Genomic DNA, 16230 nt, shown 5'->3' with positions numbered 1-16230 from the left:
ATATGAGAGGCCGATGAGCAACGAAGCCGTGATCAGGCGCCTGCATCGAATTGAAGGTCAGGTGAGGGGTATTTCCCGAATGCTCGAGGAAGATCGCTACTGCATCGATATCCTGCACCAGATGCAGGCGGTGAAGTCGGCTTTCGCGAGAGTCGAAGATGCCATATTGAAAGACCATTCGGCCACCTGCGTTGAAGCTGCGATCGCCTCCGGTGACCCCGACGCGCAGCGGCGAAAGTTCAGCGAACTCGTCGATCTTATGTCCAAGGTCAAGAAATAGGCTCCATCACCACTGAGGACACAGGCGCGATCCGTTTTCGCTCTCTTCGATCTGCCAGCGGATGTCGGTCAATCCCGTCAAAAAGCGCTCGTCATGGCTGACCAGCAGCAATCCGCACCCGCACTGCCCGAGAGCGCCCTCCAGCGCCTCAATCGAGGGCAAATCGAGATGGTTGGTCGGTTCATCCATGATCAACAGATAGGGTCGGCGGGTCATGCCAAGCGCCAGCAGCAGCTTGCGCAACTCACCGGGGCTTGGCCGAACGCTTTCGAGCAGCATGCTGGGGTTCGATCCAAGTGAGCTGACGACGGTCATGGCATGGCCTAGGGCTTCCCGCGGCAAGGATTTCACGGCCTGGAGTATGGCTGCTCCGCGTTCCGCACGAATCTCCTGGGGCATAGTGACCACACGGTCGCGTTCGATATTGAGGTGTTCCTCCACATGCTTCAGCAGCGTCGATTTTCCGATGCCGTTAGCACCCATCACCGCGACCCGATCGGTGGGACGCAGGAAAAGGTCGGGAAAGCGCAACGTTCTGTCATCGCTCAGCGGCAGCTCCCCGGCCGAAAGCTGGAGCAGCGTGTCGCGCCGGCAGACAGTCCCCGGCATTTCAATGCCAATCGAATACGTCTTTCCGACGCGCGCCTCGGCGACGGCCCGTTCGGCTCGGCCGACCCGTCCGTCAAGCTGGCGAAGCCGCTGGCCGTCTTTGGCGTCAGTGTTTTTTCTGGCGTTAACCGCAGCTTTTGCTGAGTGGTCTTTCCGGTCGATGCCCCGTTTGGACCGAGCCCGATTGGCCCGCTGGGCCTGCTCTCGCCGAGTCGTTTGTTCTCGAACGATAGCCGCTCGATCGCGAACCGCCTTTGAGCGTTTTCTTTCTGCGGTCAGCTGATCTACGGCCCGCGTTTCCTGCATCGCGCTGTAACCCCCGGCGTACACTTGGCTGTTGTCCCCGAGCCAAAGGCACTGCGAGCACAGCTCATCGAGTAGCTGGCGGTCGTGGCTCACCAGTATTCCGATTCCCCTATAGCGGGCAAGGGCATGGATGAGCTGACGCCGAGCCATGCCGTCGAGATGATTGGTCGGCTCATCGATGGCCAGCACCGTGGGTTCGCGCCATAGCGCCACACAGATCTGCGCGCGTTTACGTTCACCGTGACTTAAAGTATGCCAGCGGTCCAGCCAGTCCGCATCCACACCCAGCCGGCTTCTGAGCGCATAGACAGCGGATCCGGTGTCGTCGAGAAGCGAGTCCAGGCCGTCGGGCGGATCATCCGTGCGTTGGGCGCAATAACAGGAGCCCGGCAGCACGCTGACGGTACCGCTTTCAGCCTCCAGCAAACCGGCCGCAAGTTTGAGCAGCGTCGTCTTTCCGGCGCCGTTTGCGCCCACGACGCCAGTGAACCCGGTTGGGAAGCACACGGACAGGCCCTTGATGATCGAACCGGGGGATTGAGGATAAGAAAAGCTAACGTCGCTGAGCGACAGCGTTGCAAAGGCCATAAGCACGCCTCCAAAAGCGGTGTAGTGGAAAACCGGGCAGTTGGAATTAGCTGTGCTTCATCAGACCTCTCGCTGCTTGTGAGGCGAGTATAGAGGAGTCAGCCGGAGACAAACAAATGAACCGGCCGCTGCTGGCCCCTTGCGCTGGTTGGCAATAATCGTCGGACTGGGACTTGGTCCCGGACCCTCGCACTTGCAGTGAAGGTAGGGCTAGGGCGACGTCACCGCAAGCTCGCGCTCCAGGAACGCCACCGAGGTCTCGTAAGCGGCCACCCAGTTCCGGTACAACAGAAATCCGTGCACCTCATCAGGGAAAACCAGTAGTTCGACGGGCGTGCCCTGACGCCGCAGCGCTTCGGTCAGACTCACGGACTCGCTGAAGGGGACGTTTCGGTCATCATCGCCGTGGATCAGCAGAACTGGCGCACGCCATCTCGACAGGTCTGAGATGGGGGACGACGCGGCGGCCAGTCGCGCAAACTCTTCGCGAGCCTGCGGATCATAATTTGACTCGAAGTTGCCGATCACCACGTTCCAGTCGTGCACGCCGTGCAGATCGACACCCGCGGTGAACAGATCCGGCGCGCGGGCCAGCCCCATGGCCGTCAGGTAGCCACCGTAGGAGCCGCCCCAGAGGCCGATGCGGTTTTCGTCGACGTCCGCTCGGCTAGCCAGGTACAGCCCGCCGCCTATCACGTCACGAAACTCCGACGCTCCGCGCGCGCCGTAGTCCAGCGCCTCGCGGAACTCAAGGCCGTAGCCGACGCCGCTGCGGAAGTTCACGGCCAGCACGACGAAACATCGCCGGGCCATCATTTGGTTGAAGGCGTAAGCGTTCGAGTAGTAGTTGCTCGGGTGGAAGCCGAGCATCATCTGACGGCGGGAGCCGCCGTGAAGGAAGAGCAGGCCTGGATGCGGGCCTTTGCCGCAGCGCCGAGGCGGCGTGAAAAGCTGGCCGGGGACGGTCATGCCGTCGGATGCCTGGAAGGTCACCGGCTCGGGCGTCACGATAGATTTTGCCGGGAAGTTATCGCCCGCTGCCTCAGTGAGGATACGACGGCCGGACCGCGTGCGCACGGCTGCATGGGCGGGCTGCCGCGCGCCAGACGCCAGAAATGTCAGCGTTTCGCTAGCCGCCGTCAGTTTCGGTGCCCACTCGATGCCATCGCCGTTGGTTAGGCGGGTGAAGGCGCCACCGCCGACCTCACTGCGCCATATATGGCGTCGGTCGATATCGCCATGGTTGGAGGCCAAAAGCATCGCCCGACCGTCGAGCGTAATTTCGGCATACTGCACCGCGCCTTCGCCGGGCGTGAGATCGACCGGTTCGCCGCCGCTCGCGGCGATCGACCACAGGTGCAGCCACCCGGTCTTTTCCCAGGTGAACACAATGCGCTCGTCAGTCCCCCACCAGAGGCGGTCACCCACAAACCAGTAGCCTGCACCCGGCGCGCTGCCGGGCCCCACCGATGCGCGGAAGATCTCGCGCGTCTCGCCGGAACGCGCATCACCGACGTGGATAGACCAGGGCAGCCCTTCACGTCGCGGCATGAAAGGCAATATCTGGGCCTCATGCGGGGTGCGCCGGAACGCCACCCGCATGCTGTCCGGGGACCATGCCGGAGTGTCGTCGTGATCGACGGAGGGGGCCAGCCATGTCAGCGATTTCGAAGCCATCTCGTAAACGCCAACGAAGCTGTGGTCTCCTCGGTCGGAAACAAAGGCAATGCGGGCACCATCTGGGGAGATAATGAACCTCGCGACACCGCGGCGCACAGAAAAAATCTGCTCTGCCCCGTCGCTAGCTTCGGTCGCAGCCAGCGGTTCAGACTCCTCGGTATTCTCCGAACTGGGCGCCTTAACAGGTCCACTAGCCAGGGGCATTACCCAGACTTGTTTGTCCTTCAGGTACGCAACCCTTTTGCCGTCCGGGAAGACTTCAAATGCCCCCGTATCAGCCAGCTTCCTCGGCGCCTCGGCGCCGTCGAAGGGCACCAGCCAGAGAGTCTGCTTTACGCCTTCGGGATCGCTGGTTGGATTTGGAAACTCACCGTTACTGTTGGCTCGTCCGCCCCGCAGGTAAAGCACCGACTCGCCGTCCGGCGTAAAGGCGAGGGCCGTGATCTCCTGTCCATCGTCCGCCTCGAGCGTCGTGATCGCCTGGCCTTTCCACTCGGGGCCTTCGGCTACCCAGACATTCCGAACGCCACGGTAATGGCTGACCCATGCGACGCGATCCCCCACCGTGGCTGCCGTTAGGGAAGTTGCGTGGGAAAAGTCTAACGCTGCTGTGACAGTATCAGGGCGCTCGGCAGCCCTACAGTCAATTGACGCACTCAGCAGCGCCGCGAGAACGCAAAAAAGGTACCTGGCGGCCATGGGTTCCATCTCGTCACGGGAAAGAGCGCTAAGTGTACCTCTGCACGGAGGAGACCCGAATTCCGAAGGGTCGTTTGAGCCGGGATCAGGCGGCATGGCTGAACCGCCACCGCGCCGGTCAAGGGAAGGTTCGGGAATGCCTCACGCCGACAGCAATTGTGTCACCGCCGAGCGTCGCCGGCTTAGCGAATCGCAACGTCTTTCAGCAGATTGGGTACCGGCGGAGTTTCCCCGGCCATCGCCAGTTCACCGTAAAGCGTAAAGCCGGTGGTTTCGTTCACGTACACGTCGAGCATCTCGCCCGTATGGCGCTGTCGGTTTCCTTCAAAAATCACAATCTTGTTCTGTGAGGTGCGGCCCATCAGGGTGTTCGGGTTAGTCTTGCTCACCCCCTCACACAGGATCTGGACCCGCTGTCCGACATAGCGGCGGTTTTTCTCTAGAGCGATCTGGTTTACCAGCTCCAGCAAGTCCTGATTGCGTTCTTCTTTGACGTGCTCAGGCAGCTGCAGCTCATCGGGCATTTCAGCGGCGGGTGTATCCCGACGTTTGCTGTAGCGAAAAACGAACGCGTTATCGAACTGCAGCTGGCGCACAACCTCTTTGGTGGCCTCGTAGTCCGCTTCTGTTTCGCCGGGAAAGCCGACAATGATGTCGGTACTGATAGCGATGTCGGGACGCGCCTCCTTCATCTTTTCGCAAATGCTGATGAATTTCTCGGCCTTGTAGGGTCGATGCATCGCCCGCAGAATGCGGTCGCTGCCCGACTGCATCGGAAAATGCACGTGGGATGCCAGCTTCGGCAGATATCGGAACGCGTCGATCAGGTCGTCCCGGTAGCCGATAGGATGCGGCGAGGTAAATCGAATGCGTTCGATACCGTCTACCTCGTGGACAGCCTCGAGCAGCTGCACAAACGGCGACTTGCCGTCCACTTTCGGGAACTCCTTGCGACCGTAAAGGTTGACGATCTGACCGAGCAGCGTGACTTCACGCACGCCTCGGTCGGCAAGCTGGCGAACCTCATCGGTGATTTCCGCAATCGGACGACCACGCTCGCGGCCTCGGGTATACGGCACAATGCAGAAAGTGCATTTCATGTTGCACCCTTGCATGATGCTCACGAAAGCCGTGGCCTGCTGCTCCTTGAGCTTGTGGTTACGGATGGTGTTTTGTGAGCCCTCTTCCTCGGCCACGTCCACGATAGAAAACCTGACGTCGTCCATCTGCTGCTGAAGACGGTGATTCAGGATCTCGTCCACGTGATCCACCACCTTGTGATACTTCTGCGTACCGGCCACCAGATCGAGGTGCGCAATGTTGTCGATGAGTTCATCACCGCGGCTCTGGGCCATACAGCCCAGAAAGCCATACACAACGTGAGGCTTACGCTTTCGATAACGCCCCATCAGACCCATCTTGCCCAGGGCCTTCTGTTCCGCCTGATCGCGGACGCTGCAGGTGTTGATCAAGATCACGTCCGCCTCTTCCTCTTTCGGAGTCATGGCGTAGCCACCCCGATCGAGGAACATCTGCGAGACCTGTTCCGAATCTCGCTCGTTCATCTGGCAGCCGTAAGTTTTTATGAAGACCTTGTGCATCGTTCTCAATCAGCTCTGCAGCGGTTTCGGCGCAGCCGTCTGTCGCTTAGCGACGCTCGATAAGGAAGGGATCTGCCCGGACCGCGTGAAAATTTTGCCCGGGTCTGCGGCGCTTCACGCCTTTGGAACCCAGGAGGCCAGGGATTTTATGCAATTCCTGGCGCTCAGAGAAGGGCGGTCGCCTGGATCCGTCGCTTCGCCACGACGTTTCGTGTCGGAGCAAGCCAGCGTACCTCGGCCATACTGCCCGTTCGCGCAGCGGCGATAGATGGCGCCGAACCAACGCGCATGATCAGCGGGCCAAGGTCAAAACAGCGTTACGGAAACTCTTGGAGTTCTAATGGCACAGTCTGTTCTTTTCCAACCGGCTGTCGGTATTGAACCTACTGCTGAATGATCCGGAGGCGGCCTATCAGGCGGCAGCAGCGTCTATTCACCGAAAAATAGATGTGCACTTTGGAGACTGGCCTCCGTTTGGAAAGAAAGTTTTCGAACGGGAGACATGATGGACCGACGTGCACTGACGCTGGCCGGCGTACTTGCTATCGCCGTGAACCCAAACAATCCACAGGCTGCTACGCATACCGTGTGCAGCGGGCCGTGTGACTTTACCTCCGTGCACGCGGCGCATGCTGCCGCCGCGCCCGGTGACACGATTCGGCTTGACTACGTAGGGGCACTCACGGAGCAAAACATCGCTATACGAAAAAGTCTCACGATTGAGGGTGAGTCGGCTGCGGTTACGTGGCTCCAGCCCTCCCAGTTTCCGTTCGTCGGTGGTGGGCGCGTCATCCTGGTTTCTGCTCCGAATCCCGACACGCCCATTACCGTGACTCTGCGCGGTTTTACCATCCGCCACGGAGATAGCGGCGCCCAAGCGGGTGGAGGTTTGCTCATTCAACAAGGCGCCACCGTGCACCTAGAGGACATGATTCTCACCGCAAACAACGCCCGTCTGGGCGGCGCCATGTCGATTGTTGGTGCGGCGACCATCACTCGAAGCGAGCTGAGCCTCAATTCTGCTGAGCTGGGCGGCGGCATCTTTCAGACCAGTGCGCTGTCGATCCCCCTGATCATCCGACACAGCGCGTTGACCGATAATACCGCTGAGTCCGGTGGGGCTGTCTATGCTAACGAGCCATTGGACATTGAGGACTCCACTTTGGAATTCAATGACGCTTCGGATTTTGGTGGAGCACTGCTCCTTACAAGTTCGATTGGCGATATGACCCGGGTTCAAATGAATGACAACGTCGCCCGCTTAGACGGGGGTGGTATCACTACGCTGACCGGGCAGGTTTTGCGAATTCGGGACTCCGCAATTTATGGCAATTCCGCAGGTCGCGATGGAGGAGGGCTGCTCAATGACTCTGGCGTGCAGATCAGTCTTACCAACGTTCACATCGACAACAACTCCGCAGAGAGAAGCGGTGGCGCTATCTACCAACGTGGAGGCACGCTGGAGTTGGCCCACACGACAATCCGCTCCAACCTGGCTGACGCCAACGGCAACGGTGAAGGAAACGCTGGTGGGGTCTTTCTCGCGGAGGGCACGGACAGCCGGATCGTGAGTTCCATCCTCGCGCTCAATAGCGACAATGGGCAGGAATATCCGGACTGCGCGGGTCGGTTTAGCTCGGGTAATTACTCCCTCATCAGCGATTCCGGACCAATTCTTGGCGGACTGCCTTGTTCTGTCTCCGGTTTCACTGCCGGTATGCTTTTCGACGTTCCCGCTGGGCTTGCTCAAATTGCGGGAACCGGACAGTTGCGAACGTCGCCTCTTGCTGCGACTAGCCCTGCCATTGATGCCGGGCGCTGTGTGGACGCTGCTGGCGTTTCGTTGAGCGCCGACCAGCGGGGCGCGCCCATGCCGGTCGACGGAGACAGCAGCGGCTCAGCCCAGTGTGACATGGGGGCGTTCGAGTTTCTTAGCTCCGCTCCGGCGGAGGCGTTGGTCTTCAGGGATGGATTTGAGGACGGTCCGTGATTCTCCGACTCCCGGTTGTTGTCGGTGTGGTGTGGTTCGCTGCATTTGTTGTAGCTCATGCGCAGCCGGAGATGGTACTGGATATCAACCCAGGGCCCGCAGGATTGCCGCTACCGCTTGGCCAAGTGCGCGACGAGCAGCTTTTTTTCCAGGCGTTGCATCCTGACAGCGGGACGGAAATCTGGGTCAGCGACGGAACGGCGGCCAACACCGTCCTGGCTGCCGAATTTATCCCCGGCCCAACGGGTTCCGGCGCACGGGTTCTGGGCATCGATAAGGGGTTGGTCTATGTCTCAGCTGCCAACGCCAACGGTAATCTAGAGTTATGGTCGATCAGTTCGCCGGCTTTTCCCGCGACGGCTTACCAGGGGATCACCTCGCCAAACTGGCTCGGTAACGTCGGCGGCCGATTGCTGGTTTCGGCGACTAGTCCGACGGTACAAAATGAGGTGTTCTGGGCTGACGCGGTCGGCGGGCCGCAGCTCTGGGTGGATGTCAACGGGTCATCGCTGACTTCGGCTCCCTGCTGCCTGATACCCACGGGACCGAACAGCGCTCTACTGTCGGCACGCGCCTCCTCCGACCCAATCATCAGTTCGGCGCCTCATTGGCTGATAGAAGATTCAGCGACAGAAATCCGATCCAGCGCTGGCAACAAGGTGTCGCCGCGCGGCGTTTTCCGACCGGTGGAGAACGGGTATTTCTTTTTTGGCACGGAGGATGCCGGCTTCGACAGCCTGGGCACCGAGCCTTGGCTAATTGATTTCCTCGGCTCACAGGCAACCCTGATTGATGACCTTAATCCAGGAGGGGAGTCGAGCGGAGCTTTGGCTTATCCGATCAGTCTTACCTATAAGGGCGAGGTATATTTCGCTGCGGATACTCCTGGCCGCGGGCTTGAAGTATGGAAGTCAAACGGAGTCGGCGCTCAGCTGGTGGGAGACTTTGCGCCGGGCGAAGATGGCTCGGATCCTATTGCATTCCTCGAGTATCGCGAAGAGCTGTACTTCGGCGTCAGGACCCGGGGCGGCCCCCAACTGTGGAAAACGGACGGCGCCTCGACCACTCTGGTTGCCTCATTGGGGAGCAACCCCAATTTTGAAGCACCGTGGCCGGTCGCCGTCGTCGATGGACACCTGCTGTTTCGAGTGGAAACCGAAGCCCATGGCCAGGAGCTGTGGGTCACCAACGGCCGGGCCGGGAGGGTTGCCATGGTATCGGATATCAATCCGGGCGCGGCAGACGGTATCGGAAGACCCATCGCCTGGGAAATCAATCCTTCGCGCCTGCTGTTCGTTGCTGATGATGGGGTACACGGACCGGAACTCTGGAGGCTGGGCGCCGGCTATCTCGATTCATTGCTGCCGCTTTTTGCCGACAGTTTTGAATGCGATTCCCCGCTTTGTCCTTAGGGTTGGTCTAACTGTGCATCAAGGAAGCAAAGGGGATTTTATAGCTCACCTGGCAATCGCATTGGCATTAGCCTTTCTGTTGTCGCCGTTAGCTGGCCTCACGGGAACCGTGCTCGAGCTAGAGGATCTCGGCCCGCGATATGGCTTTCGGATTACTCGGTCTCCGGTGGAATTTGTCGGGTTTGGGTTCGCTATGGCAGCCGTGGATTTTAATGGTGATGGACTATCGGATTTGGTTGTGTCGGCACCGAACGACTCGCCCCTGGGCAGAAACCTGGCGGGATCGGTCTACGTAGTCTTTGGAACCTCTCAAACCATTCCAGACCCTTTCAATGTGGCGACGTTGGATGGCAGCAGCGGGTTTAGGATTCTCGGCAAATCGGGTCGAGCTGGTTGGTCGGTGGCCAACGCCGGCGATATTAACAATGATGGCGTTGACGACCTCCTAGTTGGAGCTCCTTGGGCGGACCCAGAAGGCATAGGCGGGGCTGGGGAGAGCTTCCTGATTTTTGGCTCAGCATTGCCGGTGCCAGCGGAGCTCGATCTTACTAACCTACTCGGGTTCAATGGTTTCGCCATGGCAGGTGCCAGCGTGCAAGATCGGTCAGGGTTTTCCGTGGACGGAGCCGGGGATCTGAATGACGATGGGATTGATGACATTGTCGTTGGTGCTCCGAACGCTGAACGGCCCGTTGGCGTTTTCAGCATGCGCACGGGAGTGACCTATGTGGTCTTTGGCAGCGAAGATGATTTTCCGGAAACGCTGTCTTTGGGATCGACTGGTACCCTGTTTGGCACCCGCGGATCAAAGCTACTAGGAAGCCTGGACGGCGATCGGTTCGGTCACTCGGTGGCAGCAATGGACGACATGAACGGTGATGGGAGGAGCGACTTGCTGATTGCCGCTCCCAACGCGACCGCTGAAAATCGGAGCGGGGCCGGACGGGCGCACGTTTTCTTCGGTTCGGGCGCGCTTAGCGGAGAGATTCCCATTTCGAGTTTGGACGGAAGCAACGGGTTTGCGATCTTCGGTTCGACCGAATCTGAGTTTCTCGGATCCAGCCTCAGCGGCGCCGGCGACGTCAATGGTGACGGGCTCTCCGATCTTTTGCTTCACGGACGCGCAACACCAGATACCCCTAACTCATACCTGCTGCTTGGCGATAGTCAGTCGTTCAGCTCGGTGTTCAGGCTGTTTCAGATCAACGGACTGAACGGTAGCAATATTCCGGAGCCACCGTCCGACAACAACTCGCTTGGCGTTGAACGGGTTTCGATCGTGGGTGATATCAACGCTGATGGCATTGATGATTTTGCGATCGCCATTCCTTCCGCCGATTTAGGTGGAGTAAACAGCGCTGGTCGAATTGATTTGGTTTTTGGTCGAACACAAGCTTTGGATATCGTTACCTCCGTGGAAAACCTCGGCGCGGATCTTGGTTTCACGATCGGGGGGGGCGTCGATCTCAAGGGTGTCGGTTTTGTCAGCCCTGCGGGCGACTTCAATGGCGACGGGATTGATGATGTGTTGACTGCAACTCCGTCTGAAGACAACGTGTTCCTGATCTACGGAAATGCAGTTCCAGAAGATACGCTCGCGCCCCAGAACGCCATGTTGAGCTCAAGCAGCGAGGACGTAACCCCTCCCGGGGTTGATCTGCTAACGGTGGCCGCTGCTCGTTATGCCGACAACGATGTATTTGCTGGCGTCGGCGTCATTGGAAACGGTGCCGGAATGGAGGGTCAATGGCAGTACTATTCCGAATCGCTGAGCTGGCAATCCATTCGCGGGGACGTAAGCGACGAAAGCGCGCTGGTGCTGGCCGCTGACGCCCGGCTGCGCTTCTTGCCTGCTCCCGAATATTCTGGCGTCTCGCCGCCGCTGGTGCTGCGATTTTGGGATGGTCGGTGGGCGCAGGCCGGCGACGGGTTCGATATTTCGGACTGGGTTGATTCCCTTGGCGGGTTTGCCAATGACGCTAACCGCACCAGCGTGCTCTGGACCATTATTCCGACCAATGACCCTCCTACGCTCGAGGCGGACAACCCGCCGGCGATATATTCAAACGCTGGGCCGCAGAGGCTAGCAGGCTGGGCGACCATCACACCTGGACCGGCGAACGAATCAGATCAAAACGTGACGGTTAGCGTCACCAGCATTTTTCCCACCAGCCTGTTCGACGAAGTACCTCAGGTAACTGGAAGCGGCGACCTTACCTATACTCCGGCCGCTGGTCAGACTGGAATCGCTACGTTTACCGTTGTGGTCGCAGACGACGGCGGCGTCGCCAATGGGGGTGTGGACCGATCAGCGCCGCAGCAATACCTGATTACTCTTCTGGAAGACGCTATCTTTCAAAGCGGCTTCGAGCCCGAGTGATTACAGCTGCTGTCATGGCACTAAGGCCTGAGTGTTTCTCGCCACAGCTTGAGTTGTTCATACTCTGACAGCCCCGCGTAACCTGTTTCTGACAGCTCTTCGATTGCGGCCTCGAGCTTCACTTTCGGAGAAGTCTCCAGACTCCCGGCTCGAAATGCCGTGTAGCTGACCGCCGCCTCGTAATAAATCCTTTGGGCGCGGTACCGCCGTGTAGCTGATTCTTCGATAAGCCACTGAAAGGTATCTTGAGAACGTCTCCAGTGTCCTTGCGACGCGTAGTAGAGAGCGAGCTGGCGATTGGCCTGATGCCTGGAGGTGGATGATAGCTTGTCTCGTGCCAGGATCGCCTCGAGCGTCGCACGCGAGCGCTCCAGGTTGCCATTCCTGGCGTCCAGCTTGGCCTGCAATATCTCCAGCGTGTGCAGGCGTGAGCTGTCGTCAGGCAGTGAGGCTTGCATCAGGTTTCGCGCTCGGTCAATGCCCGCCTGTGCCTCATCCAGCCTGCCTGTTTCCACGAGAGCAATCGCAAGGCCAAGTAGCACGTACCCCATGCGCAGCGACTCTCCATCGCCCGCGGATACCAGCAGCGCCTCTGCCATCCTGAAGTTTTCGAGCGCCGAGGCATGGCCGCCGAAAGCATTCTGGGCCGTTCCGATGTTGTAGTAGTCAACCGCTGCGCGAACGCTTTTCTCACCGTAAAGCGCAAGCCGCTCGCCCAGTAGCTTCTGATGAGCGTCCGCACCCCGATGCCAGTCGCCCATCTCCCCCGCTAGGTTTGCCAGCCTGTTGTAGGCAGTGAGTCGAGCGGGGGCCGCGAGTTCGTCAGGTCCCCGAGAGAGCAGCGCTAGGGCCTGCTCTATGTCTCGCTGGGCGCCCTCCATGTCTCCAAGCTCCTCTCGAATGCTGCTGAGGTTGATCAGACTTTTTCCAAGTTTGATGAACGCGTCTGGTTCAGCATGGATCAGGGTCTGGTGTCCCTGCTCAGCGACCCCGAGCGCTTGTGTCAGGTGCCCGAGCTCGAACAGCCCTCTGGCTGCGATCAGCTGCAGCTCCGCTTGAGCGAGCGGGTACTCCTGGAGCTTGGCGTCTCCGAGTTCCGAAAGCGCTGAAAACAGCGCCGTGACGGACGCTGGACCGGACTGCGCCTCCGGCAGGCTGGCATCAACCGCTTCGATCACAACGTTTTTGATCTGCTCCACTCGTTCAGCCTCGGCGCCAAGGCGAAACGCAGCCCACGTTGCGATGCCTGCGACAAGCGCCAGCGACAGGCAAATACCGCCAATCGCCAGCTGCTTTCGCCGCCGGGAGCGGCGCGTCCTGAGCTGCTGTAGCAGGTCACCTAACCTGCTACAGGTAGCACGAGCCTTGGGGTTTGCATCCAGGCAACGAGCGAGCACGTCCCGCCACTCGCGCGGAACGCCGTTCATGCTGCCAGCCTCTTTCCTATGGTGACGTCGTGCGAGTTCCTCAAACGAACCGGCTTTCAGCGGGTAGCTACCCGTCAGCGCAAAAAACAACGTGCAGCCCAGAGCATAGAGGTCGGTGGCTGGTGAGGCGGGAGACCCGGCGAATTGCTCCGGCGCCATGACCACCGGAGATCCGAAGCCCGAAGGATCTCCCAGCGCAGCCTGCACCGCGCCAAAATCCACTAAGACCGGTGTGCCGTCCGGTTCGATCATAATGTTGCTCGGTTTCACATCGCCATGGCTCATCGCCCGGCGGTGCATCAGATCCAGAGCGCTGACCAGGGGTATGGCCCAAAAAATGGCGGTATCCGACGACACCGGCCCGTCCTTTCTAATCAGGTCTTCAAGGGTTTCACCGGTCAACAGATCGCTCCAGATGCCCGCCCGACCTGAGTCAATGTCGGCTCCGTGGACGGCAAGGATGTTCGGATGGCGGGCTTTTGCCATACGCTGCGCTTCGGCGATCATTAGCCGATCTCTGAGCTCAGACTGTGCGTCAGCCGGCACCAGCTTTAGGGCAACCGGTCGCTTCAGAACGGAATCCCAGGCCCGATAAACCTGGCCGAATCCGCCTTTGCCGAGTTCCTGTTCCACCTCCAGGTGCCGCCACCGAAATAGGCATGGCCGGACCTCAGCATTTGCCTCGCTGGTAGCGTTAAAAGCCTGAAAAAGGCGATGGAGATCTGAAAAATTTTGGCTTACTGAGTCGCTGCCGCCAGCTGGCATTTCAGTGCCGTCGGCCAGGGCCTGAGCCCGAGTGCGGTCTCGCGTGCTCATCTGGGCATCAGTTCGGCCAGCTCGTCTATTGCTCGCACAATCAGCATTCGCGTAGCGTTGACTGACGGGCGCTGAAGCTCTGCCGCAATTTCACGGTAGCTCATGCCGAATTCGACTCTCATGACGACTGCCATGCGTTTCGTTTCGTCCATTTTGCCGAGGCCCAGCTCGTACTTCGTGAGGATCTCCCCGCCGACCATCTCTTCCAGTATCGATGAATCGCCGGCCAGCAGGTTGTCTTCGATGGGCAAATGCTGGGGGGCGCGCCTGCGCCGCCGGATCTCGTCGCGAAGGGCACTGAGGCAAATGGCGCGAAGGTAGGCCAAAAAGGCTCCCGGTCGCTCTGACTCAAAGTCTTCCAGCCTATTTAGAGCCCGCAAGAACGTAATCTGAACCAGGTCATCGGTCTCCGAAAGATCTCGAGCGCTCGCCGGCAGCCTTCCTCGAGCCCAGCGGTGGAGCAGTGGGAGATACCGCTCGATGATTTCGTTGCGCGCCTGGACATCACCCTCGCGAATCTGGCGCAGCAGGTTGGTTGTACTTTTCAGCTCGGTCACAGGAGTCTGGATCTTGCGCCTTGAAAGCCTCGTTGTGGTTTTAACACAGCTTAGGAATGTGGAACACGAATCGAGCTGCAGACTCCGAGAATTCGAGTCGGAAAGTTCCTGAAAAAAAATGCCGATCCTCATAACTTTATTCGACCAATCATTCAGACACTAATGACGGCACGCCAGAATGCCTGGGCCGCGGGAGAACGCGCGATCGGCTCCATAACGAACATCGTTGCATTGGCGCAGACGGCCAGTAGGGTCGCTGGATGGCGTAGCTTGCCCAGCATGCTTGCAGCTACCAAGGTCATCGAAATAATAATCACCTGGCAAAGGTAAATGGGGGTCGTCAGCACGCTGGTAAGCTGCGGGCCAAAACCGTGAATAGCGATCCAGACTCCCTGGAGCCCGCGTCCCAACGCCGGCATCATCAGCAGGAAAGCGGTAGAGACCAGCCACCACGCGTGGTCTTCTGGCGACCGACGTTTTATTACGGCCATCACAACGGCGACCGAGAACGCAAAGATCAACACGATCTCGATCATCAATACCTGGAAGAAAAACCATTCGGTAAAGGGTCCGAGCTGCCCGTCACTGTCGCGGGCCCTATTTGCATAGTAGACGTCCCGATCTAATTGACCTATCGAAAGCAGTACCATCGCTCCGGCCAATAGGAGGCCAAGCATTCCAATGGTCCGATGTGCGTCCATCTTTCCCTTCGCAAATAGCCATGGCTGCGAAACCAGTAGGGCATACCACATGGTTGCGTTCCAATAGTGAACATGTACCGCCCACCTGTTCCGCGAGAATTCTCCCCAGTAGTCGACGAAGATTCCCGCCTGGATGATGATCATGGGTACGATCATCCAGATCCAAAGCGTTTTGTAGCGGTGCACGTGAGCTCTCCTGTCGTCTGTTTCCCCAGCTTGATGAACGCTGGCTAGACCACAAACTGCACATGCATTTTCTGGTGTGTGAGGCGGCAGGGCCCAAGAATCTAATTCGAGGCTTGAATTTCGCTATCCGATCACAGGGTGATGGTGAAGATTCCAAGGTCTAGACTTGAACTCCCAAGTTTGTCGTCGACCGCTGCAGGGGCCGTGGCACCTCGACCAAAAGTTGAATTCGAGCTGCTATGAGTGAGAGCTTTAGGTTAAGCGCCCCAATCGGTCGTGTGTTTCGACTAAGCAGAGATAACGAGTCTAGGCTTCCTGCATGCTGCGTGGCAGTTGTAGCGGTATTACGGAATAACTGTGACTGCTTTCAACTCCGGATTGCTTTCTCGAAAACAAGGTCCAGAAACCTACCGACGTGGGTATCGAATACCTCTTCGTTTAATTCATCGATGGTGACCATCAGGTCTCGCGTATTGTGTTTTGCCCGCCTGTCACGGATAGGAAACAGATAGCTGCTGAAAACCACTGACTTGTTGTAGTCAGACCAATAGACACTCAATTTGTGTCCGAGCACCTCGGCGTGAAAATGGAGTTTCTCAACGTCCTGTTCGGGGTCTGAGTCGTCGGATTGGCTGTTCTTGGACTTGTTGTCGACAAACCCAAATTTACAATCAACACCCTGGCTGTTGATGTCATCTGCTATGACTTTGAATTTGCTCTGCGCATAGCTCTTGGCGATTTCGTTAAATCTTAGTTGGCTGGACTTTAAATGAGCCTTTTCTTCTTCTGCAGTAAGTCGCCTTTCTTCTTTGCCGCCCTCTTTCTGGCGATTGACTAACCTTGCTAGATCCCTGTACTTCGTCATCAGTAACCTTTATCCAGTTAATAACCGGTGGTCAGTTTTCTCGACCCGGGCCGGTCAATTTTCGGCGTTGCGGGACGGATTGCCTCCATAGAGCTAGGTAGCTCGAGTAAGCGAATATGAGAAAGCATAATTC

At 58.6% G+C, this 16230-nt stretch carries 11 protein-coding genes; 4 read left to right on the top strand and 7 right to left on the bottom strand.

The genetic code is table 11. From position 1 onward, the window contains the following. Positions 1–13: 13 nt before the first annotated feature. Positions 14–280: a metal-sensitive transcriptional regulator gene (locus AAF358_03330; protein MEM7704556.1), complete on the top strand. Its 267-nt coding sequence runs from the start codon at positions 14–16 to the stop codon at positions 278–280. Between the two features lie 6 nt (positions 281–286). Here the strand turns inward: AAF358_03330 and AAF358_03325 are convergent, their stop codons facing one another. The 3 genes from AAF358_03325 to miaB form a co-directional block, all read right to left on the bottom strand. Continuing rightward, complete coding sequence (locus tag AAF358_03325; GenBank protein MEM7704555.1) at positions 287–1783, bottom strand: ATP-binding cassette domain-containing protein; 1497 nt, start codon at positions 1781–1783, stop codon at positions 287–289. Between the two features lie 210 nt (positions 1784–1993). Then, complete coding sequence (locus tag AAF358_03320; GenBank protein ID MEM7704554.1) at positions 1994–4027, bottom strand: prolyl oligopeptidase family serine peptidase; 2034 nt, start codon at positions 4025–4027, stop codon at positions 1994–1996. A 317-nt stretch (positions 4028–4344) separates the two neighbouring features. Next, positions 4345–5763: a tRNA (N6-isopentenyl adenosine(37)-C2)-methylthiotransferase MiaB gene (gene miaB / locus AAF358_03315; GenBank protein ID MEM7704553.1), complete on the bottom strand. Its 1419-nt coding sequence runs from the start codon at positions 5761–5763 to the stop codon at positions 4345–4347. Between the two features lie 502 nt (positions 5764–6265). Between miaB and AAF358_03310 the strand changes: the two genes are divergently transcribed. The 3 genes from AAF358_03310 to AAF358_03300 all read left to right on the top strand — a co-directional run bounded on the left by AAF358_03310 (position 6266) and on the right by AAF358_03300 (position 11545). Continuing rightward, positions 6266–7753, top strand: coding sequence for a choice-of-anchor Q domain-containing protein (locus tag AAF358_03310; GenBank protein ID MEM7704552.1), 1488 nt, complete (start codon positions 6266–6268; stop codon positions 7751–7753). Beyond that, positions 7750–9165 carry a hypothetical protein gene (locus AAF358_03305; protein ID MEM7704551.1) on the top strand — a complete coding sequence of 472 codons (1416 nt, stop codon included), beginning with the start codon at positions 7750–7752 and terminating at the stop codon, positions 9163–9165. The genes AAF358_03310 and AAF358_03305 overlap by 4 nt, the downstream gene beginning before the upstream one ends. Before the next feature lie 61 nt (positions 9166–9226). Next, positions 9227–11545, top strand: coding sequence for an Ig-like domain-containing protein (locus AAF358_03300; GenBank protein ID MEM7704550.1), 2319 nt, complete (start codon positions 9227–9229; stop codon positions 11543–11545). A gap of 20 nt (positions 11546–11565) precedes the next feature. On the opposite strand, the gene AAF358_03295 is transcribed toward AAF358_03300, so the two are convergent. The 4 genes from AAF358_03295 to AAF358_03280 form a co-directional block, all read right to left on the bottom strand. Beyond that, positions 11566–13788: a serine/threonine-protein kinase gene (locus AAF358_03295; protein MEM7704549.1), complete on the bottom strand. Its 2223-nt coding sequence runs from the start codon at positions 13786–13788 to the stop codon at positions 11566–11568. Continuing rightward, positions 13785–14345 (bottom strand): sigma-70 family RNA polymerase sigma factor, encoded by a 561-nt coding sequence (locus tag AAF358_03290; protein ID MEM7704548.1) that lies wholly within the window; start codon positions 14343–14345, stop codon positions 13785–13787. The genes AAF358_03295 and AAF358_03290 overlap by 4 nt, the downstream gene beginning before the upstream one ends. Before the next feature lie 152 nt (positions 14346–14497). After that, positions 14498–15232 (bottom strand): hypothetical protein, encoded by a 735-nt coding sequence (locus AAF358_03285; protein MEM7704547.1) that lies wholly within the window; start codon positions 15230–15232, stop codon positions 14498–14500. A gap of 367 nt (positions 15233–15599) precedes the next feature. After that, positions 15600–16097, bottom strand: a complete 498-nt coding sequence (locus AAF358_03280) for a hypothetical protein (GenBank protein ID MEM7704546.1) — start codon at positions 16095–16097, stop codon at positions 15600–15602. Positions 16098–16230 lie beyond the last annotated feature (133 nt).

Source organism: Pseudomonadota bacterium (assembly GCA_039033415.1).
Taxonomy (GTDB): Bacteria; Pseudomonadota; Gammaproteobacteria; order Xanthomonadales; family SZUA-38; genus JANQOZ01.
Note: the sequence above shows the minus strand (reverse complement) of the source record. Positions and strands in the feature narration are given on the sequence as shown.